Genomic DNA, 19234 nt, shown 5'->3' with positions numbered 1-19234 from the left:
GAACTTTCATGGCGCAGAAGACCATCGCGTTTTTTCCGGAAGCGGCCTACGGCCCGGCGCTCAACTCCGTCGGTATCGCCCAGGCGGTCGAGGCGCGCGGCCACAGAGCGGTGTTCCTGTCGGACCCCGGCTTCGTCGACGTCTACAAGGGCTACGGCTTCGAGGCGCATCCGGTGAACCTGTCCGAGCCGATGCCGCCCGAGCAGATGGCCAAGTTCTGGGAAGACTTCATCAACGGCCACATCCCGAATTTTCGCAAATCGCCCTACGACCAGGTCGACAATTACGTGAAGGACTGCTGGACGGCGATCGTCGACAGCGCCAAATGGGCTGAGAAGGACCTGCCCGGCGTGCTTGCGACGATCAAGCCCGACGTCATCTGCGTCGACAACGTCATCCTGTTCCCGGCGATCAAGCAGTATGGCAAGCCATGGGTGCGCGTCATCTCCTGCTCGGAAAACGAGATCGAGGACGAGGACATCCCGCCGCATCTGTCCGGCTGCGGCGAGAACGACCACGCCTGCCATCAGCGCTACCGCGACCATTTCAACGCGGTAATCAAGCCGATCCATGACGACTTCAATACGTTTTTGAAAGCCAACAACGAAGCGCCGTATCCGATCGGCCAGTTCTTCGAGGCCTCGCCTTACCTCAACCTGTTGCTTTATCCCGAGGCGGCAAAGTTCAAGCGCCGCCATCCGCTCGACCCGGCAAAATTCCAGTATCTGGAAGGCTGCGTGCGGCAGGAGAAGCCCTACACCGTGCCGACCTTTGCTGAGAATAGTGACGGGCCGCTGCTCTACGTATCGTTCGGCAGCCTTGGCGCCGGCGATGTCGATCTCTTGAAGCGCATCATCGCGACGCTGGCCGAGACTCGCTACCGGGCGCTGGTCAATGTCGGCGGCTACAAGGACCAATACGCGCAAGTGCCCGGCAATGTCATCGTCGAGAGCTGGTTTCCGCAGCCCTCGGTGATCCCGCAGGTCGATGCGGTGATCCACCATGGCGGCAACAACTCGTTCACCGAGTGTCTCTACTTCGGCAAGCCGGCGATCATCATGCCCTATGTCTGGGATGGCCACGACAACGCGACCCGGGTCGAGGAGACCAGCCACGGCTTCGGCATGCCGCGCTACGACTGGAGCGACGCCGAGCTGATCGCCAAGATCGAAACCTGCCTGACCGACCCGGCAATCAGGGCCAAGCTGGCGAAGACGTCGGCGCAGATGCAGGCGCAGAACGGCCCGGAGAAGGCAGCGGGGCTGCTGGAGAAACTGCTGTGACCGGGCTGATGGGTATGGCATTCCTTCGCGCCCCCCTCTGTCCTACCGGACATCTCCCCCACTTGGGGGGAGATTGGCCGTCATCACTGATTTCGCCAATCACAAATGTCGCAAGAAGAGTGCCGCCGCCAGAGCTGCCAATCTCCCCCCTCGTGGGGGAGATGTCCGGCAGGACAGAGGGGGGCGCCGTAGAGCGAGACGATCGCGAAGTCATGCATCGCGCCGGCGGAGCACCCACATGACCTCCTCCGCGCCACATCTCCACCAAGCCTCGACCCGCACCGACCTCGTCGACTGGGGCGCTCAGCCGGATGCGCTGGAAGGTGCTTCGCACTCCGCCGGCAGGCTCGTCCACAAGGGGCCGAACAAGCAGCCGGAATCCGGCATCTGGGTCTGCACGCCCGGCCGCTGGCGGCTGGCGATCCCGCGCGACGAACTGTGCCATTTCGTTGCCGGCCGCGCGACCTACCGATCGGACAACGGCGAGGTGATAGAAGTCTCCGCTGCCACGGTGGTCATGTTCCCGGCCGGCTGGATCGGCGAATGCACCGTCCACGAGACCATCCGCAACATTTACATGCTGGCCTGAAGCCAGCCACTGGAGCTTCACGACATGCCGACACCGATCATGAAATCGCCGCTTGCCCTCACGGACCTCGTCGACTGGGGCGTCATCCCCACGATGATCGAGGGCGAATCCCGCACCTGCGGCAAATTGCTGCACAAGGGACCGGAAGGCCGCTCCGAATGCGGGCTGTGGGTCTGCACCCCAGGCAAATGGCACTGCCACGTCACCCGCGACGAGTTCTGCCATTTCCTCGAGGGCCGCTGCACCTATGTCCACGAATCCGGCGAGGTGATCGAGATCGAACCCGACACCGCGGCGTTCTTTCCGCAGGACTGGAAGGGCGTCTGCACCGTCCACGAGACCATCAAGAAGGTCTACATGATCCGCTGAGCGGCTTGAAAGGACGCCCATGGACTTCTCACCTGACCGGCCGGCCTTCTTCGTCAATCCGGATTATCGGCCGATGACCGGCGCGGCAAAACCGGTGATCGATCCGGCGACACTGGAAACCGTCGGCGCCATCGCGACTGCAACCGACGGCGAGATCGACGCCGTGCTCACCGCTGCGGCGAGGGCGCAAGCTGCCTGGAAAAAGCTCGACGCCAAGAGCCGCGCCAGGCATCTGCATGCAGTCGCCAACGCCATCGAGGCGGCCGACTTCACCTGCTGCGCCGAGCTGATGGTGCGCGAGATGGGCAAGCCCTATCCGGAAGCAGTCGGCGAGATCGCCAATTGCGCGCCGATCTTCCGCTACTACGCCGAAATGGCGCGCGACGATGCCGGCAAGATCGCCGGCACGACGCAGGCGGGTTCGTTCCAGTATGCGCGCTACGAGCCCTACGGCACGTCGGTGCACATCATGCCCTACAATTTCCCGATCCTGTTGATGTGCTGGACCGTTGCCGCCTCGCTTGCCGCCGGCAATGCCTGCGTCATCAAGCCGGCCGAAGCGACGACACTGTCGACGCTGGATTACATGACCGTGTTCCGTTCACTGCCGGAGGGCCTGGTTTCCTGCCTGCCCGGCGCGGCGGCCACGGCGCAGGCTTTGATCGCCTCCGATCGCACCCATGCGGTTGCCTTCACCGGTTCGGTCGCCGCCGGCAAGGCTGTCGCCGTCGCCTGCGCCGAGCGCATGAAGCCATGCGTCATCGAGGCCGGCGGCAGCGATCCGCTGATCATCAGCCGACACGCCCCGCTCGACGTGGCGGCCGCCGGCAGCGTCACCGCCGCGTTCCATCTCACCGGCCAGGTCTGCACCTCGGCCGAACGGTTTTTCGTCGTCGATGCCGTTCATGACCGCTTTGTCGAGCTGTTTGCGCAGAAGACACGGGCGCTGCGCATCGGCAACGGCCTCGACAAGACCGAGATCGGGCCGCTGGTCAGCGAGGCGGCGCGGGCGAAAGTCATGCGGCTGGTCGACGATGCCGTGCGCAATGGTGCCAAGGCGATCACCGGCGGGCGTATTCCGCCGGCGCACAATGTCGGCTGGTTCTACGAGCCGACGATCCTGACCGGCGTCACCCCCGACATGGCGATCGTGCGCGAAGAATGTTTCGGGCCAGTCGCCGCGATCTGCCGGGTCAAGGATTTCGACGAGGCGATAGAACTTGCCAATGACAGCCCGTTCGGGCTCGGCGCCTCGGTGTTCACCACTGATCTTGCCGAGGCGCATGAGGCTGCGGAGCGGCTTGAGGCAGGGATGGTCTGGGTCAACAATCCGCTGATCGACAACGACGCACTGCCGTTCGGCGGCTGGAAGGCGTCGGGCCTCGGCCGCGAACTTGGTCGCCAGGGGCTGGATGCCTTCCGCCGCTCGAAGATGGTCATCATCGACCACAGGCCAGCGATCCAGGACTGGTGGTATCCCTATCCCGACAGCTGGTTCCGCGAATCTGGCGGGCGCAAGCACGTATGAGATGACACAGGTCAGCGCCGCCAAGGGCCGCCGCTTGCTAGCGCAGCGCTTTCTGCCCGCCGGCGGCAGTGATGACGCCGACGATGATCAGCCCGGTCAGCAACAGACGGACGCCGGCGCTGACGCCGAACGTGTTGAGCATGGTCAAAAGCAGCACCAGGAACAGGGCCGCGCCCCATACACCCGGCACATTGGCCTTGCCGCCGGCTACCGACGTGCCGCCGATGACGACGACGGCGATCGAGGCCAGCAGGTACTCATTGCCGATATCGACATTGGCGCCGCGGAAATAGCCGGCGAGCAGCGCCCCGTCGAGGCCGCCGAGCGCGCCCGACAGCGTGTAGGTAAGAAAGCGGATGCGGCCGACATTGACACCGGCCAGCCACGCCGCGCGGATGTTCTGGCCGATCGCCAGCACCGAACGGCCATAGATCATGCGCTGCAGCGCGATCGCAGCGCCGATGGAGAACAGCACGGTGAGGATCGCCAGCACCGGAATGCCAAGAATCTGCCAGTTGGTGAAACTGGCAAAGCCCGGCGGCGGCTTGATCTGCAAGCCGCGGCCATAGCTGATGTCGATCGACTGGATGATGAAGCTCGCCGACAGTGTGGCGATGATCGGTGGAATGCGCAGCGCCCAGATCAACAGATAATTGGCGGCGCCGATCGCCATGCCGCAGGCCATCGCCGCCAGCAGCCCGACCGCGATCATTGAATCATTGCCGTCCATCACCTTCATGGCGACGGCGCTGGCGAGGCCGATATTGGCGGGCAGCGACAGGTCGACATTGCCGGGACCGAGCGTGATCACGAACATCTGGCCGACGCCGACGACGACGGTGAAGACGGCGAGCGAAAGTGCTGCCGTGATCATGCCGCCGCCGCCATATCCGCCGGTGAAGGTGACCGTCGCCAGCCACACCAGCAGCGCGCCGATGAAGGACCAGATCCAGGGTTTGGCGAGCAGCAATCGCAACGATGCCATCCCCTCACCTCTCTTTGCGGCTGATCAGCACCCGGGCCGCCAGCACGATGATGAGGATGGCGCCGTTGGCGGCCACCTGCCAATCGGGCGGGATGTGCATGAAGGTCAGCAGCGGCGACGCGGCGAGCGCCAGCGTCAGCGCGCCGATCACCGCGCCGATCGGCGATACCCGGCCGCCGACGAATTCGCCGCCACCGAGGATGACGCCGGCGATCGAAAGCAGCGTGTAGCCATTGCCGATATTGGCATCGGCCGAGGTGGTGATGCCGATCAGCGCCATGCCGGATAAAACGCCGAACAGGCCGGTCAACGCGAACAGCACGATCTTGGTCTTGAGCAGCGACCAGCCGGCACGGCTGAGGGCCGCGGCATTGCCGCCGGAGCCGCGCAGGATGACGCCATACGAGGTGCGCATCAGCCCGAAGTGGACGACCGCGGCAATCAGCAGCGCCGCAATGATCGGGAACGGAACGAAGGGCGGTTTGAAGGCCATGAGCGACAGCAGCCAGTCCGGCGCCTTGCCGCCGGGCTTCGGCAGGATGAGGATGGCCAGACCCTGCCAGACAAAACTCATGCCGAGCGTCACCACGATTGAAGGCAAATTGCGCAGATGGATCAGCGCGCCGAGCAGCGCATAGACACCGATCGACCCGAGCAGGATCAAGACACCGACCAGCGGCGCCTCCTTCAGCCATGTCGCCGTGACGCAGCCGACGAAACCGACGAAGGTGCCGATCGACAGGTCCAGCTCGTTGCCGGCAATGACGAACATCTGCGCGATCGTCGCCAATGCGATCGGGATCGCCAGGTTGAGCATCAGGCTGAAGCCGAAATAGCTGATGGCGCGCGGGTTGAGCCAGGCGATCGCCAGCAGCACCAGCACCAGCGACATCGCAGGCAGCAGCCCGCGCAGCAGGCGCGCCCGCGCCAGCGCGCTTCGCTCGGAAGAACTCTTGGGACCGCTCTCGACGGATGCTGCCGTCATCTCAGGCCGCATCGCCGAACGAGGACTGGATGATCTTTTCCTCGGTCAGCTCGTCGCGACCAAGCTTGGCGACGATCCGGCCGTTCTTGAAGACATAGACGTGGTGGCAATTGTCGAGCTCTTCGGTTTCCGTGGTGTACCAGAGGAAGGTACGGCCGCGGCCAGCCTCTTCGCGCACAAGGTCGTAGACCTCGAGCTTGGTGCCGATGTCGACGCCGCGCATCGGGTCGTCCATCAGCACGATCTTGGCGTCGGAACCGAGCGCCCGGGCAAACAGGGCTTTCTGCTGGTTGCCGCCGGACAGCGAGAAGATGTTGCTGTTCATGTCGGGGGTGCGGATGCCGATTTTCTTTTGCCAGAAGTCGGCGAGCTCGGCTTCGCGCCGCGGCGAGATCAGCAGGCCGTTGCGCAATCGCGCCAGCGAGCGGATGCCGATGTTTTGCGCAATCGACCATTGCGGAAAGATCCCGTCAGACTGGCGGTCGCCGGCCACCAGCGCCACCGGCGCGGTGACCTCGATGCCAGTTTTGGTGCGCGCCGCGGCTGCGAAAATCGCCAGCAGCAGATCGGTTTGGCCATGACCGGCAAGCCCGGCAAGGCCGATGATCTCGCCGGCATGCGCCACAAGTTCGTTGCCGTCCTGTTGCCGCGCCGGGCGGGCCCGGACCCGCAACGGGCCGGTCTCCGGCTTTTGGGTCGCGATTTCGGCCGCGATCTTCTCACGCGCTGCCGCTCCGCCCATGGTCGTCACCAGCCTGTCGCGATCGAAAGCCTTAGCCGCATCCGACGCAACGACCTTGCCGTCGCGCATCACCACGATGCGGTCGGCATTCCCGAGCACCTCGCCCAGAACATGCGAGATCAGGATGCAGCTCTTGCCCCCGGCGACAAAGCGTCGGACGAAGGCCAGCAACTGGCCGGCCGTGTGCGCGTCGAGCGAGGATGTCGGCTCGTCGAGGATGACCAGCTCGAGCGGATCCTGCGTCACGGTGAAGGCGCGCGCCACCTCGACCATCTGCCGCCTGCCGATGGAGAGGTCGCTGGCAATATCGGCGGCGGAGATGCTGTGGCCCGGGAATATCTCGTCGAGCTTGGCCGCGATCAGATCGGCCGCCTTGCGCCGCCAGCCGAAGCCGCGCAGCGCCGGGTGGTTGATTCGCGTGTTCTCGGCAACGCTGAGGTTCGGGCACAGCGACAGTTCCTGGAATACGCAGCGTATGCCGAGTTGTTGGGCGCGCGGCACCGAATAATTGTCCTCGATGCCGCCACGCACCGCGATCCGACCGCTGTCGGGCACGAGCGTGCCCGCCACCATATGCATGAGCGTCGACTTGCCCGCGCCATTGTGGCCGACGAGACCGACGCATTCGCCGGCGCCGACGTGGAAATCCACCCCGGCGAGCGCCCGGACGGCGCCGAAATGTTTTTCGGCTCCGTCCAGCCTGATGATGTCGACAGTGGCGGCGCCGAAATGTTTTTCGGCTCCGTCCAGTCTGATGATGTCTACACCGGCCTCGGGCATCCCTAGCGAAATCCGGAAGACGACGCGCGCGGCATTGGATGTGCCACGCTCACTTGATGTTGGCTTTGATCGCCGCGATGGCGTCTTCCTGCGTGTATTCGTGGCTGGCGACGCCGCCCTTGGGGATGTTCGGCAGTTCGGCCTCGAAATTGTCCTGGGTGAAGGCGAGGTATGGCACCAACAGGTCATGCGGCACATCGGTGCGGCCGTCGAGCACCTGCTGCGCTACCCAGAAGGCCAGCGACGACACGCCCGGCGCAATCGACGCCGACCAGGTCTGGTAGCCATCCTTGTCCTTCTGTTCCTTCCACCACTGCAATTCGTCCTGGCGGTTGCCCATGATGATGGTCGGGCGCGGTTTGCCGGCGGCGGCGAAGGCCTGTGCCGCGCCATAGCCGTCGCCGCCCTGATCGACGACGCCGACGATTTCCGGCAGCGACGGCAGGATCGTCGCGACCGCCTTCTGCGCTGTAGTCTGGTCCCAGTCGCCGGTCACCGAACCGACGATCTTGAACTCGGGATGGGCGGCGACGCCCTCCAGAATCCCGGCGTGGATGGCGTCGTCGATCGACGTGCCGGCAAGGCCGCGGATTTCCAGCAGATTGCCGCCCTCGGGATGGAACTTGGCCATCTGCTCGACTTCCTGCCTGCCCATGTCCTTGAAGTCGACGACGACGCGGTAGGCGCAGGGCTCGGTTACGATGCCGTCAAAGGAGACGACGACGATGCCTGCATCGCAGGCCTGCTTGACGGCGCCGTTGAGCGCGTCCGGCGAGGCGGCGTTGATGACGATGGCGTCATAGCCTTGCAGGATCAGGTTCTGCACCTGGGCTGCCTGGGTCGGTACTTCCTTGTCGGCCGTCGTGAAGATGTCCGCGGCAGCGACCACCCCGTCGGCGACCGCCTTCTTGGTGACGATGGCATAGCTGTCGAGCATCGCCTGTCGCCACGAATTGCCGGCATAATTGTTGGAAAAGGCGATCTTCTTGTCGCTGGTGTCGGCAAACGCGGCGCCTGACGCGAGCATCGCCGCAAGCGCACTCAGGACGAGTATCTTCTTCATCTGTTATCCTCCCATGGATTGCTGGTCGTTGTTGGCTGCTGGCGGCTGTTGTGACGACCCTCGTTTCAATATTGTCAGACAAATTTAGATGGGCGCACTTGTCAACAGCGATCGATGAAGGTTTGACGATCAACTTGCGGTGCAATGATTGAAAAGGCTTCGGCTCCTGGTCTAGGGATGGGGCAGGAGACCAAAATCAAGATGGCAGCGACGCCGACTGATGCGCTGGGCGCACCCGGAATTCCGGCGCGCTGGACGTCGAGCACCAAGAGCGGCGTCGGAACCGCGCTTTCGCCGGCCTGCCCTGTCTGGTTCACGATCAGCCACGGCATCCTCAACGAGGTCTATTATCCCCGCCTCGACAGCGCCTGCACGCGAGACATGGGACTGGTCGTCACCGGCCCCGGCTTCTATTTCTCGGAAGAAAAGCGCGATGCCGTGCACAGCCTCGAGCCGTTCGAGGATGGGGTGCCCGCCTACAGGCTGGTCAACACCGCCGCCACCTACCGGATCGAAAAGAGCATCGTTACGGATCCGGAACATCCTGTTTTGCTGCAGGAAATCAGCTTCACGCCGCTACGCGGCACATACGCCGACCATCGCGTCTACGCGCTGCTGGCGCCGCATCTGGTCAACGCCGGCATGGCCAACACCGCCTGGGTCGGCGACCACGACGGAAGGCCTGTCTTGTTTGCATCGGGACGTGGCGTTTGCCTGGCGCTCGCCTCGTCGCTGCCCTGGGGAGCATGCTCGGCCGGCTATGTCGGTGTCTCCGACGGCTGGCAGCAACTCCGTCGTGACGGCCGGCTCGACCCGGCTTGCCGCAGGGCCGAGGACGGCAATGTCGCGCTGACCGGCGAGATCGGCTTTTCGGTTGCGAACCCGACGGCGCTGCTGGCGCTGGGTTTCGGAACGACGCCGCAAGAGGCGGCGGAAAATGCCTCGGCCAGCCTGAAGCGGGGTTTTGCGCCCGCAGCCAAATCCTACGTCGAAAAATGGCGCAAATGGCAGGCTGGCTTGCTGCCGCTGGACCGGCGTGGTGCGGGGATCAACACCTATCGTGTCAGTACGGCGGTTCTGGCAACGCATCGCTCATCCACCGGCGCGGCCGTCGCCAGCCTGTCGATCCCGTGGGGCTTCAGCAAGGGCGACGACGATATCGGTGGCTATCATCTGGTCTGGCCGCGCGACCTGGTCGAAACCGCGGGCGGTTTCCTCGCCGCCGGCGATCCGGCGCAAGCGCTTGAGATCCTCGCCTATCTCCGCTCGATCCAGCAGCCGGATGGGCATTGGCCGCAGAACGCCTGGCTCGACGGATCAGCCTATTGGCCGGGCATCCAGATGGACGAGTGCGCGTTTCCGCTGCTGCTCGCAGACGCGCTGCGCCGGGCTGGGCATCTGGCAGACGCCGCGTTGCGCTCCTTCATGCCGATGGTCGAACGCGCCGCTTCCTATGTCGTGCGCAACGGTCCGGTCACCGGCGAAGACCGCTGGGAGGAGGATGCCGGCTACAGCCCGTTCACGCTGGCCGTCGAGATCGCCGCCCTGCTGGCCGCGGCCGACCTGTTCGAAACTTGCGGCAAAGCAGAGCCGGCAAATTATCTGCGGGAAACCGCCGATGTCTGGAACGACCAGATCGAGCGCTGGACCTATGTCACCGGCACTCCACTCGGCGAAGAGGTCGGCGTCGAGGGCTATTACGTCCGCATCGCGCCGCCCGACACCGCCGGCGCGGCGTCGCCGAAGGACGGCTATGTGCCGATCAAGAACCGGCCGCCGGGCGATAGCGACCGGCCGGCCGAGGCGATCGTCAGCCCGGATGCGCTGGCGCTCGTCCGCTTCGGCCTCAGGGCCGCCGACGACCCGCGCATCGTCGACACGGTCAAGGTCATCGATGCGCGGCTGCGCTGCGACCTGCCGCAGGGGCCCGTCTGGTATCGCTATACCAGCGACGGCTATGGCGAGCGCGCCGACGGCGCGCCCTTCGACGGAACCGGCCAGGGCCGGCCCTGGCCGCTGCTGGTCGGCGAGCGCGCCCATTACGAACTGGCGGCGGGACGCAAGGACAAAGCAGCGAGCCTGTTAAAGACCCTGGAGAATTCTGCCGGGTCTGGCGGCCTGCTGCCCGAGCAGGTCTGGGATGGTCCCGACATCGCCGAACACGAACTGCGGCACGGCCGACCATCGGGCAGCGCCATGCCTCTGGTCTGGGCGCATTCGGAGCATATCAAGCTGCTGCGCTCGCTCAAAGACGGCGCCGTCTTCGACATGCCGCCGCAAGGCGTGAAGCGCTACATCGAGGACAGGACCGTGGCGCCGCGCCGGACATGGCGCTTCAATCACAAGCTCCGCGCCATGCCCGCCGGCAAGCTGCTGCGCGTCGAACTGCTGGCCCGGGCGGTGGTCCATTGGAGCAACGACGATTGGGCAACCATCCGTGACGCCGCGACGATCGAGAACGCCTTCGGCATCCATCTCACGGACCTGCCCGTTGCCGATGTCCCGCCGGGCAATATGATCGTCTTTACTTTTTTCTGGCCCGATGCCGGCCGTTGGGAGAATGTCGACTTTTCCGTCGGTATCGACAAGCCGGACTAGAGCATGATCCCGAACCGAAGGTCCGCGTTAGCGAAAAGTGGAAACCGGTTTTCGGAAAGATCATGCTCCAACGATAGAGCCAGTAGATCTTCTATCCCTCAAGAAGCAGGACGAAAAACATGCAGATCGGAATGATGGGACTGGGCAGGATGGGCGCCAACATGGTGCGGCGCCTGCTGCGCGATGGCCACGAATGCGTGGTCTACGACATCAACCCGGCCAGCGTTGAAGCCCTTGTGACGGCTGGCGCGATCGGAGCCGCTTCGATGGAGGAGTTCGTCGGCAAGCTGACCAAGCCGCGCAGCGCCTGGCTGATGCTGCCGGCGGCGATCACCAGCCGGGTCGTCGACCAGGTGGCCGACCTGATGGAGCCGGGCGACATCATCGTCGACGGCGGCAATTCCTATTATCACGAGGCTGTCGACCATGCCGCGCGCCTGGCATCGAAAGGCTTGAACTATGTCGATGTCGGCACCAGCGGCGGCGTCTGGGGTCTTGAGCGCGGCTATTGCCTGATGATCGGCGGCCCCGACAGCGCGGTCCAGCATCTCGACCCGGTCTTCGCCACCCTGGCGCCGGGCGCCGATGCCGGGATGCCTGCCCCTGGCAAGGATGCCGGAACCGCACCGTTCGGCTATCTCCACTGCGGACCGAGCGGCGCCGGCCATTTCGTCAAGATGGTCCACAACGGCATCGAGTACGGCGTCATGGCCGCCTATGCCGAAGGCATGAACATCCTGAAGTCGGCGAATGCCGGCAAGAGACAGCGGACCGCCGACGCCGAAACCAGCCCATTGGAAAACCCGCAATATTACCAGTTCGACATCGATATCGCCCAGGTTGCCGAGGTCTGGCGGCATGGCAGCGTCATCGGGTCCTGGCTGCTCGACCTCACGGCGGGCGTATTGAAGGCCGATTCGGGGCTGACGCAGTTCGGCGGACGGGTTTCGGATTCCGGCGAAGGCCGCTGGACGCTGAAGGCGGCGATCGACACCGGCGTGCCGGCGCCGGTTCTGTCCTCGGCCCTGTTCGACCGGTTCGCCTCGCAAGGCGAATCCGAATTCGCCGACAAGCTGCTGTCCGCCATGCGCTATGCCTTTGGCGGCCATGTCGAAAAGCCGAAGACCGGCTCGTGACGGGAAAGACACGCTCATGAACCAGGAACGGTCCGACACGCTGGTGCTTTTCGGGGCGACCGGCGACCTCGCCCACAAAAAAATCTTCCCGGCACTTTACGCCATGGTCGCTAAGGGAACGCTCACCGAACCGGTGATCGGCGTCGCTTTCGACGCCTGGGACCTGAAGCAGTTGCAGGCGCGGGCCCACGACGGCATCGTCAAGGCCATCGGCAAGGTCGACGAGAAGATATTCGCGAAACTTGCCTCGCTGCTTCGCTATGTCAGCGGCGACTACCGCAGCGCCGCGACATTCGAGAAGCTGAAAAGCGCGCTCGGGACCGCGCAGCACCCGCTGCACTATCTGGCGGTGCCGCCGACCATGTTCGAGACGGTCATCCAGGGCCTGGAACAGTCGGGCGCAGCCCAGGGCGCGCGCCTGATGGTGGAAAAGCCGTTCGGTCACGATCTGCAATCGGCGCGCTGGCTGAACCGGGTCCTTCACCTGGTGTTCGACGAGCAGTCGATCTTTCGCATCGACCATTATCTCGGCAAGGAGGCGATCCAGAATCTGCTCTATTTCCGCTTCGCCAATTCCTTTCTCGAGCCGATCTGGAACCGCAATTTCGTCGAGAGCGTGCAGATCACCATGGCCGAGGATTTCGGCGTCGAAGGCCGCGGCCGCTTCTACGACGAGGTCGGCTGCATCCGCGACGTCATCGAGAACCATCTGCTCAACATCCTGCTGCTGCTGGCCATGGAGCCGCCCGTTGGCCGCTCGGCCGACGATCTGATCGACGAGAAGGTGCAGGTGCTGCGGGCGATCCGGACGCTGAGCAGTGACGATGTCGTGCGCGGCCAGTTCAAAGGCTATCTCAGCGAGCCGGGCGTCGCGCCGAATTCGCCGGTCGAGACATTCGCGGCGGTGCGTTTCTTCGTCGACACCTGGCGCTGGCGCGACGTGCCCTTCTTCATCCGCGCCGGCAAATGCATGCCGGTGCACGCCACCGAGGTCATCGTGCGTTTGAAGCGGCCGCCGCTAGACGTCTTCGACCCGATCAAACCCGGAGATGCGAATCACGTCCGTTTCCGCATCGACCCGCAGGTGGCGATCTCGATCGGCGCCCAGCGCAAGGCCGCTGGTGACGACATGATCGGCGAGCAGGTCGAACTCACCGCGCTCGACGACAGCAAGGGCGACATGCCGCCCTATGAGCGGCTGATCGGCGACGCCATGAACGGCAACGGCCAGTTGTTCACTCGCCAGGATGCCAGCGAGCTTGCCTGGCGGATCGTCGGCCCGGTGCTCGGCGATACCACGCCGCCACACCTCTATGAGCCGGGAACATGGGGTCCCGCCGAGGCGATGGCCGGGTTCGGACCGCCGGACGGCTGGATCAACCCGGCGAAATGAACTCGGAGGCGACGCAATGGCCAAGGCGGCGAAAAAGCAAGCACCGGACAGCGAAAAGATCGTGCTTGCGATCGATATCGGCGGCTCCCATGTCAAGATCCTCACCAGCGCCGGCGGCGAGGAGCGCAGAGCCGATTCCGGGCCCGGCCTGACGCCGCAGCAAATGATCGCCGTCGTGCAGACGCTCGCCGATGGCTTGCCCTACGATGTCGTCTCGATCGGTTATCCCGGCCCGGTGCACCACAACAGGCCACTGGCCGACCCCGCCAATCTCGGCAAGGGTTGGGTCGGATTTGACTTCGCAACGCAGTTCGGCAAGCCGGTGAAGCTGGTCAACGACGCGCTGATGCAGGCCGTCGGCAGCTATGAAGGCGGGCGCATGCTGTTCCTGGGTCTCGGAACCGGACTCGGTGCTGCGATGATCCTCGACAACGTCGCCCAACCGATGGAACTCGCGCATCTTCCCTACAAGAAGGGCAGCAGCTTCGAGGACTATGTCGGCGAACGCGGCCTTGAAAAGCGCGGCAAGAAGAAATGGCGCAAACACGTTTTCGACGTCGTCGAGCGGCTGCGCGGCGCCCTTCAGCCTGACTATGTGATCATCGGCGGCGGCAATGTCGACAAACTCGACGAATTGCCTGCCGGTTGCGAGCGTGGCGACAACACACGCGCCTTCGAAGGAGGATTTCGACTGTGGCGCGACAAATCCCTGATTGTCTGATATTATAGCGGTTCGAGGCCAAACCTGTTGATCTGGCCCGGCCGTTAGTATTGTTATTCAAAATAATGTGTAGCGTGGTGCGGCGTCATTGCGTTATGCAGATTTGCCGACTAGGAATTCTGCGACCCCACTAACGGAGAAAATAGATTGACCGACGACAGCAACAAAGCCCGCAAGGACATCGACCTTCTCGAGCTGACCGCTCACATCGTGTCCGCTTACGTCGAGAAGAACCGCTTGCCCGCTTCCGGCCTCGGCGATCTCATCGCCAGCGTCAGCGCGTCGATAGGTGGGCTCGGCCAGCCCGCCGTTCCGGTCGCAGCACCGCTGATCCCGGCGGTCAATCCCAAGAAATCGGTGACGCCGGATTACATCATCTGCCTCGAAGACGGCAAGAAGTTCAAATCCCTGAAACGCCATATCGGTGTTCATTTCGGACTGACGCCGGATGCCTACCGCGCCAAATGGGGCTTGCCGGCTGACTATCCGATGGTCGCCCCGACCTATGCGGCCTCGCGCTCGCAGTTGGCGAAGGCGATCGGCCTTGGCCGCAAGGCCGCCCCGCCGGCGCCGGTCAAGAAGACCAGGAAGCCGAAGGCCACGGTCTGACGCGCTCGAAGCCGCCTTTGACGCTCGAGATTGGCGAAAGCCGCCGCGACGTCCAATCTCCCCCCTTGAGGGGGAGATGTCCGGCAGGACAGGGGCGCGGGGAGAACTCGACCTGCGCGCCTAATAACCCTTCCACCTCCGCCTCGCTGTGCAATTAGCATGGTAGCCGGAAATCCTTGATCCAGAGCCGATTTTTGCGCGCGCCTCGCACCGAACTGCGTTAAAAGCGCTGTGGTCGGACCAGCGCCCTCGTGGAAGTGCCCCGCCGGCCGACTTCCTTGCCACGGGGCCTGATTCATGACACCCGAACCTCACGCACCGCCCGACCGGCGCTATGCCGCCTTCCGGCACAAACCCTTCCTGAGCTATTGGGCGGCACGCTTCCTCGCCACATTCGCCACCCAGATCGTGTCCGTCGCCGTCGGCTGGCAGGTCTACGACCTGACCCGCGATCCGTTCGATCTCGGCCTTGTCGGCATTGTCCAGTTCCTGCCTTCGCTGCTGCTGGTGCTGATCACCGGGGTGGTCGCTGACCGTTTCGGCCGCCGCCTGATCATGGCGCTGATGGTGCTGCTGGAGGCGATCTGCGCGCTGGCCCTGCTGCTGCTGACGCTGCGCGGTCTTAGCGGACCGGGATTGATCTTCGGCGTGCTCGCCATGTTCGGCATCGCGCGCGCCTTCTTCGGACCGGCCGCGGCGTCGCTGTTCGCCAACCTCGTGCCGCCGGAGGATTTCGGCAACGCGATCGCCTGGAATTCGTCCGCCTGGCAGACGGCGACCATCGTCGGACCGGTCGCCGGCGGCCTGCTCTACGGGCTCTCGGCGCAAGCGGCATACGGCACCGCTGCCGTTCTGATGTTTGTCGCCGCGGTGCTGGTCTTCACCATCCCAAAGCCTGCCCAGCGCAGCGAGACCGACAGGCCGACGATGCAGACCCTGTTTGCCGGCTTCGGCTATATCTGGAGCGAGAAGATCGTGCTCGGCGCCATTTCGCTCGATTTGTTCGCCGTGCTTTTGTCCGGCGCCACGGCGCTGCTGCCGGTCTATGCGCGCGACATCCTCGAACTCGGCCCTTGGGGCCTGGGACTGTTGCGTTCGGCGCCGGGCATCGGCGCCATCTGCGTTGCCATCTGGCTGGCCGGACATCCGATCCGCAACCATGCCGGCGTGGTCATGCTCGGCTTCGTCGCGCTGTTCGGCGCCTTCACGGTGCTGTTCGGCCTTTCCACCATCACCTGGCTGTCGATCGCAGCGCTCGCCTTGCTCGGCGCCGCCGACATGTTCAGCGTCTACATCAGAGAGACGCTGATCCAGCTGTGGACGCCGGACAAGGTTCGCGGCCGCGTCAACGCCGTCAATCAGGTTTTCGTCGGCGCCTCCAACGAGCTCGGCGAATTCCGCGCCGGCACCATGGCGGCATTGATCGGCACCGTGCCCGCGGTGGTGATCGGCGGCGTCGGCGCAGTCGTTGTCGCCGGGCTGTGGGCGGTGCTGTTCCCGCAGCTGCGCAAGGTGCGCCACCTCAACGGGCGAAACTGATCCCAGGGCGCACTGATCCGGGCAAAACTAGATCAGATCAGGACAGCGCCGGCTTGCCGAAGATCGTCTGCAGGAATTCGCCGAGCCAGCGCTTGAGATGCATGTCCCAGATCAGCCGGCCGCCGAGATGATCGCGACCGGGCTGCGCGCCGGGCAACTCGAAGCGATGCGCGCCGCGAACGACCCAGCGCTGCATCATCGCCCTTGTCAATTCGCCATGGAACTGGATGCCCCAGGCATTGTCGCCATAACGAAAGGCCTGGTTTGGATAGGTTTCGGCCGTCGCCAGCAGCGTCGCGTCCTTGGGCAGCGAAAAGCCCTCGCGGTGAAACTGATAGACCATCTCAGGCCAGCGCATCAGCTTCTTGCCGTCCTCGGTCGCTGTCAGCGGATACCAGCCGATCTCGACCAGCCCCTCGCCATGACCCTCGACCTTGCCGCCAAGATGGTTGACCAGCATCTGCGCGCCGAGGCAGATGCCGAGCAACGGCCGGTTCTCCCTGAGCGGAATTTTCAGCCAGTCGGTCTCACGGCGGACGAAGTCGTCCTCGTCATTGGCGCTCATCGGTCCGCCGAACACCACGGTTCCGGCATGACCGTCCAGTGTTTCCGGCAAGGCGTCGCCGAGCGGCGGGCAGCGGAGATCGAGGTCGAAGCCTTCTTCGATAAGCATGTGGCCGACGCGCCCGGGGCTCGAACTCTCCTGATGCAGCACGATCAGGATTTTTGGTCTCGGCCTCGGCGTGGATGGCATGGGGAATCCCGTCTATTCGTCGCTCGATGTTCCAGCCGCGCCCGGCACTTCGGCGGCCGCCTTGCGGCGTGCCTCGACGCGGTCGTGGCGTTCGACATCCATCAGCTCGGCGACGCGCCAGACGATATTGTCCTCGAGCTCGTGCAATTCGCCATCGGCATAGACGATTTCCCACATCAGGCCGATGAAGGCTTTTCGCGCGTCCGGATCGAGCTGACGCTTCAAAACGCTGGTGAAGGCGTAAAGGTCGATCGCCTCATTGTCGGCCCGCTCGCCGGCAGCGGCAAGCGCGTCGAGCTCGTCGCCGCTGATCGAATAGCTTTCCGCCAGCACCGCCTTGAACCGCTCCCATTCGGCATCCTGACGCACGCCGTCGGCACTCATCACATGGTAGAGAAGGGCGGATGCGGCAACGCGCGGATCATCGGCGTTGTTGCGGGCGCGGCCGTCTCCCGGCAGGTCCTTCAGAAACGACAGAACGCGTTCGAACATGTGATTCCTACTTCCCATCCGCCAAAACTTTCAAGCTCAGCCAAACTTTTCAAGCTCAGCCAAATCAAAACAATCGAAACCTGCGTGGTGATTTTTGCTCTTCGTCGTCCGGATCGACGCCGGGATCGTCGGGCAGCCGAGCCATTTCCTCCACCGGTTCGGCAGCGTCGCCATCCGGCGGCACTGCGGCAGACGCCGTGGCGGTGACCGGCGCAACATCGTCTCCGCCAGTTTCCGATGCCGCCGCGGTGGTCGGCCTTTCGGCCGAACCAGCGGGGTTCAGCTCGATCACATTTTCCTTTGCCGGCTTCGTTGGCGCCGCAATTGTCGGCACCGCGGCGGCCGGCGCATCCTCGTCACTGTCGATGAGCTGGCCGAGCCGCTCCATCGGCGCACGCCACTCGAAGGCGTCGAGCTTGCCGGTGATCGGCGACATCGGCGCCCAGCGTTCGGAAACGACGCCGTCGGCGACCCAGGCCGGATCGCGCGGTGCACGCACTGCCTTGGACAAAAGCTGCCGCACCTTGCCCTGATCGCCGGTCTCGGCCTCCTCGATGTCGGCCAGAAGCAGATAGGCGCCTTCGCGGCGATCCATGCGGATAGCCGCCTCGGCCTCTTTGCGGGCGGTTGAAAAGTCCTGCGCGTCGAGCGCGGCGCGCGCCACCGCCAGCGACGATTCGGCGTGGTTCTTCTTCATCTCCTGCAGCTTCTTCGCCCGGTTCAGCCGGTCGAGCACGGCATCGCCTGGCCGGGCGTGGGTGTAAAGCTCGGCGATCTCTGGATGCGGCTCGGCTTTCCACGCCGTTTCGAGGATCTTCGCGCCCTTGCGCACATCATTCTGTCTGAACAGCAGTTTGGCTGCGTTCACCGCCGCCGGCGCGAAATCCGGCCGCAGCCGGTTGGCCTCCAGAGCAGCGGTTTTGGCGGCATTGGGATCGCTGTCGATCAGCCCCTGCGCCTTGGCGGTGAGCAGCACGGCGCGACGCCGGTTGGCGGCATCGCGCTCGATCTGCCGCGTCGATTTCTGCGCCTCGACCAGTTTCAGCGCGCCGTCCCAGTCGCCGCGCCCGGTCAGGTCTTCCAGCGTAGATTCGGCGGCCCAGGCCAGTTGCGGCGCCATCGCCGCAGCGCGGCCGGCGTAGTGCCGCGCCGCGTTGCGGTCGCCGAGGCGTTCGGCCTCGAGATAAAGCCCGCGCAGGCCGAGCAGCCGCATTTCGGGATCGTCGAGCATGGTCTCGAACTTTTCGCGGGCACCCTCATGGTCGCCTTCGAGCAGCGAGGCTTGCGCCTCCAGCAATTGGATCAGCGGCTCCTGGTCGGAGCGGATCAGCTTTGCCGCTTCCTTGGTCTTCTTGCGGGCGAGCGCCCCGTCACCGGCGCCGGCGGCAATCATGCCGGTCGACAGCGCCTGATAGCCACGATCGCGACGGCGCACGCGGAAATAGCGCGAGATGGTGTAGGGGCTGTTCCACAGCGCCTTGAGCAGCCACCAGACGATCATCACCGCGGCAACCACGGCAACGACCGCCACCGCCGCCACCATCAGGCTGACCTGGTATTGGTAGCCGCTGAAGGTGACGACCATCTCGCCCGGCCGGTCGGCCAGCCAGGCGAAACCCAGCCCGAGAGCGAAAACCACGACGAGGAAAAGCAGAATGCGAATCATCG

General features: G+C 64.5%; 17 protein-coding genes. 10 read left to right on the top strand and 7 right to left on the bottom strand.

What is annotated here, in order from left to right:
• The first annotated feature begins 8 nt into the window (after positions 1–8).
• The 4 genes from BLT09_RS09155 (at position 9) to BLT09_RS09135 (ending at position 3769) form a co-directional block, all read left to right on the top strand.
• Entirely contained in the window at positions 9–1283 is a 1275-nt protein-coding gene (locus tag BLT09_RS09155) for a glycosyltransferase (protein WP_091592291.1), read from the top strand.
• Positions 1284–1521: 238 nt separating this feature from the next.
• Positions 1522–1872: a cupin domain-containing protein gene (locus BLT09_RS09145; protein WP_091592289.1), complete on the top strand. Its 351-nt coding sequence runs from the start codon at positions 1522–1524 to the stop codon at positions 1870–1872.
• A 24-nt stretch (positions 1873–1896) separates the two neighbouring features.
• The gene (locus tag BLT09_RS09140) at positions 1897–2241 is read left to right on the top strand and encodes a cupin domain-containing protein (protein ID WP_091592288.1); all 345 of its coding nucleotides are present in this window, start codon (positions 1897–1899) and stop codon (positions 2239–2241) included.
• 19 nt (positions 2242–2260) lie between these two features.
• Positions 2261–3769 (top strand): aldehyde dehydrogenase family protein, encoded by a 1509-nt coding sequence (locus BLT09_RS09135; protein ID WP_091592286.1) that lies wholly within the window; start codon positions 2261–2263, stop codon positions 3767–3769.
• Between the two features lie 37 nt (positions 3770–3806).
• On the opposite strand, the gene BLT09_RS09130 is transcribed toward BLT09_RS09135, so the two are convergent.
• From BLT09_RS09130 to BLT09_RS09115, 4 genes are read right to left on the bottom strand one after another with little or no spacing between them, the layout of a single operon-like run.
• Positions 3807–4754, bottom strand: a complete 948-nt coding sequence (locus BLT09_RS09130) for an ABC transporter permease (RefSeq protein ID WP_091592283.1) — start codon at positions 4752–4754, stop codon at positions 3807–3809.
• Positions 4755–4758: 4 nt separating this feature from the next.
• A complete protein-coding gene (locus tag BLT09_RS09125; protein ID WP_167366378.1) occupies positions 4759–5739 on the bottom strand; it encodes an ABC transporter permease in 981 nt (326 codons plus the stop codon).
• Between the two features lies 1 nt (position 5740).
• A complete protein-coding gene (locus tag BLT09_RS09120) occupies positions 5741–7261 on the bottom strand; it encodes an ATP-binding cassette domain-containing protein (protein WP_236473016.1) in 1521 nt (506 codons plus the stop codon).
• Between the two features lie 49 nt (positions 7262–7310).
• Complete coding sequence (locus BLT09_RS09115) at positions 7311–8324, bottom strand: substrate-binding domain-containing protein (RefSeq protein ID WP_091592281.1); 1014 nt, start codon at positions 8322–8324, stop codon at positions 7311–7313.
• A gap of 201 nt (positions 8325–8525) precedes the next feature.
• Here BLT09_RS09115 and BLT09_RS09110 point away from each other — a divergent pair, with 201 nt between their 5' ends.
• The 6 genes from BLT09_RS09110 to BLT09_RS09080 all read left to right on the top strand — a co-directional run bounded on the left by BLT09_RS09110 (position 8526) and on the right by BLT09_RS09080 (position 16320).
• The gene (locus tag BLT09_RS09110; protein WP_091592477.1) at positions 8526–10922 is read left to right on the top strand and encodes a glucan 1,4-alpha-glucosidase; all 2397 of its coding nucleotides are present in this window, start codon (positions 8526–8528) and stop codon (positions 10920–10922) included.
• 119 nt (positions 10923–11041) lie between these two features.
• Positions 11042–12058: a phosphogluconate dehydrogenase (NAD(+)-dependent, decarboxylating) gene (gnd, locus tag BLT09_RS09105; RefSeq protein ID WP_091592278.1), complete on the top strand. Its 1017-nt coding sequence runs from the start codon at positions 11042–11044 to the stop codon at positions 12056–12058.
• Between the two features lie 16 nt (positions 12059–12074).
• On the top strand, positions 12075–13451 hold the full coding sequence (zwf, locus tag BLT09_RS09100; protein WP_091592276.1) for a glucose-6-phosphate dehydrogenase: 1377 nt from the start codon (positions 12075–12077) through the stop codon (positions 13449–13451).
• Positions 13452–13467: 16 nt separating this feature from the next.
• Complete coding sequence (locus BLT09_RS09095; RefSeq protein ID WP_091592274.1) at positions 13468–14172, top strand: ROK family protein; 705 nt, start codon at positions 13468–13470, stop codon at positions 14170–14172.
• 147 nt (positions 14173–14319) lie between these two features.
• Positions 14320–14781: a Ros/MucR family transcriptional regulator gene (locus tag BLT09_RS09090; RefSeq protein WP_023800548.1), complete on the top strand. Its 462-nt coding sequence runs from the start codon at positions 14320–14322 to the stop codon at positions 14779–14781.
• A 297-nt stretch (positions 14782–15078) separates the two neighbouring features.
• Positions 15079–16320 carry an MFS transporter gene (locus BLT09_RS09080; protein ID WP_091592269.1) on the top strand — a complete coding sequence of 414 codons (1242 nt, stop codon included), beginning with the start codon at positions 15079–15081 and terminating at the stop codon, positions 16318–16320.
• A 37-nt stretch (positions 16321–16357) separates the two neighbouring features.
• On the opposite strand, the gene BLT09_RS09075 is transcribed toward BLT09_RS09080, so the two are convergent.
• The 3 genes from BLT09_RS09075 to BLT09_RS09065 all read right to left on the bottom strand — a co-directional run bounded on the left by BLT09_RS09075 (position 16358) and on the right by BLT09_RS09065 (position 19232).
• Positions 16358–17074 (bottom strand): glutamine amidotransferase, encoded by a 717-nt coding sequence (locus tag BLT09_RS09075; RefSeq protein WP_091592267.1) that lies wholly within the window; start codon positions 17072–17074, stop codon positions 16358–16360.
• A 12-nt stretch (positions 17075–17086) separates the two neighbouring features.
• Positions 17087–17566 carry a tellurite resistance TerB family protein gene (locus BLT09_RS09070; RefSeq protein WP_091592265.1) on the bottom strand — a complete coding sequence of 160 codons (480 nt, stop codon included), beginning with the start codon at positions 17564–17566 and terminating at the stop codon, positions 17087–17089.
• Positions 17567–17630: 64 nt separating this feature from the next.
• Entirely contained in the window at positions 17631–19232 is a 1602-nt protein-coding gene (locus BLT09_RS09065) for a heme biosynthesis protein HemY (RefSeq protein ID WP_091592263.1), read from the bottom strand.
• Positions 19233–19234: the final 2 nt, after the last annotated feature.

Origin of the sequence: Mesorhizobium muleiense (genome assembly GCF_900099905.1) — a bacterium.
Classification (GTDB): Bacteria; Pseudomonadota; Alphaproteobacteria; order Rhizobiales; family Rhizobiaceae; genus Mesorhizobium; species Mesorhizobium muleiense.
This window is presented reverse-complemented; position numbering and strand designations above follow the sequence as displayed.

Coding starts and splice junctions, on each gene's coding strand:
- BLT09_RS09155 (WP_091592291.1), top strand. CDS start 9: ATGGCGCAGAAGACCATCGCGTTTTTTCCGGAAGCGGCCTACGGCCCG.
- BLT09_RS09145 (WP_091592289.1), top strand. CDS start 1,522: ATGACCTCCTCCGCGCCACATCTCCACCAAGCCTCGACCCGCACCGAC.
- BLT09_RS09140 (WP_091592288.1), top strand. CDS start 1,897: ATGCCGACACCGATCATGAAATCGCCGCTTGCCCTCACGGACCTCGTC.
- BLT09_RS09135 (WP_091592286.1), top strand. CDS start 2,261: ATGGACTTCTCACCTGACCGGCCGGCCTTCTTCGTCAATCCGGATTAT.
- BLT09_RS09130 (WP_091592283.1), bottom strand. CDS start 4,754: ATGGCATCGTTGCGATTGCTGCTCGCCAAACCCTGGATCTGGTCCTTC.
- BLT09_RS09125 (WP_167366378.1), bottom strand. CDS start 5,739: ATGACGGCAGCATCCGTCGAGAGCGGTCCCAAGAGTTCTTCCGAGCGA.
- BLT09_RS09120 (WP_236473016.1), bottom strand. CDS start 7,261: ATGCCCGAGGCCGGTGTAGACATCATCAGACTGGACGGAGCCGAAAAA.
- BLT09_RS09115 (WP_091592281.1), bottom strand. CDS start 8,324: ATGAAGAAGATACTCGTCCTGAGTGCGCTTGCGGCGATGCTCGCGTCA.
- BLT09_RS09110 (WP_091592477.1), top strand. CDS start 8,526: ATGGCAGCGACGCCGACTGATGCGCTGGGCGCACCCGGAATTCCGGCG.
- gnd (WP_091592278.1), top strand. CDS start 11,042: ATGCAGATCGGAATGATGGGACTGGGCAGGATGGGCGCCAACATGGTG.
- zwf (WP_091592276.1), top strand. CDS start 12,075: ATGAACCAGGAACGGTCCGACACGCTGGTGCTTTTCGGGGCGACCGGC.
- BLT09_RS09095 (WP_091592274.1), top strand. CDS start 13,468: ATGGCCAAGGCGGCGAAAAAGCAAGCACCGGACAGCGAAAAGATCGTG.
- BLT09_RS09080 (WP_091592269.1), top strand. CDS start 15,079: ATGACACCCGAACCTCACGCACCGCCCGACCGGCGCTATGCCGCCTTC.
- BLT09_RS09075 (WP_091592267.1), bottom strand. CDS start 17,074: ATGCCATCCACGCCGAGGCCGAGACCAAAAATCCTGATCGTGCTGCAT.
- BLT09_RS09070 (WP_091592265.1), bottom strand. CDS start 17,566: ATGTTCGAACGCGTTCTGTCGTTTCTGAAGGACCTGCCGGGAGACGGC.
- BLT09_RS09065 (WP_091592263.1), bottom strand. CDS start 19,232: ATGATTCGCATTCTGCTTTTCCTCGTCGTGGTTTTCGCTCTCGGGCTG.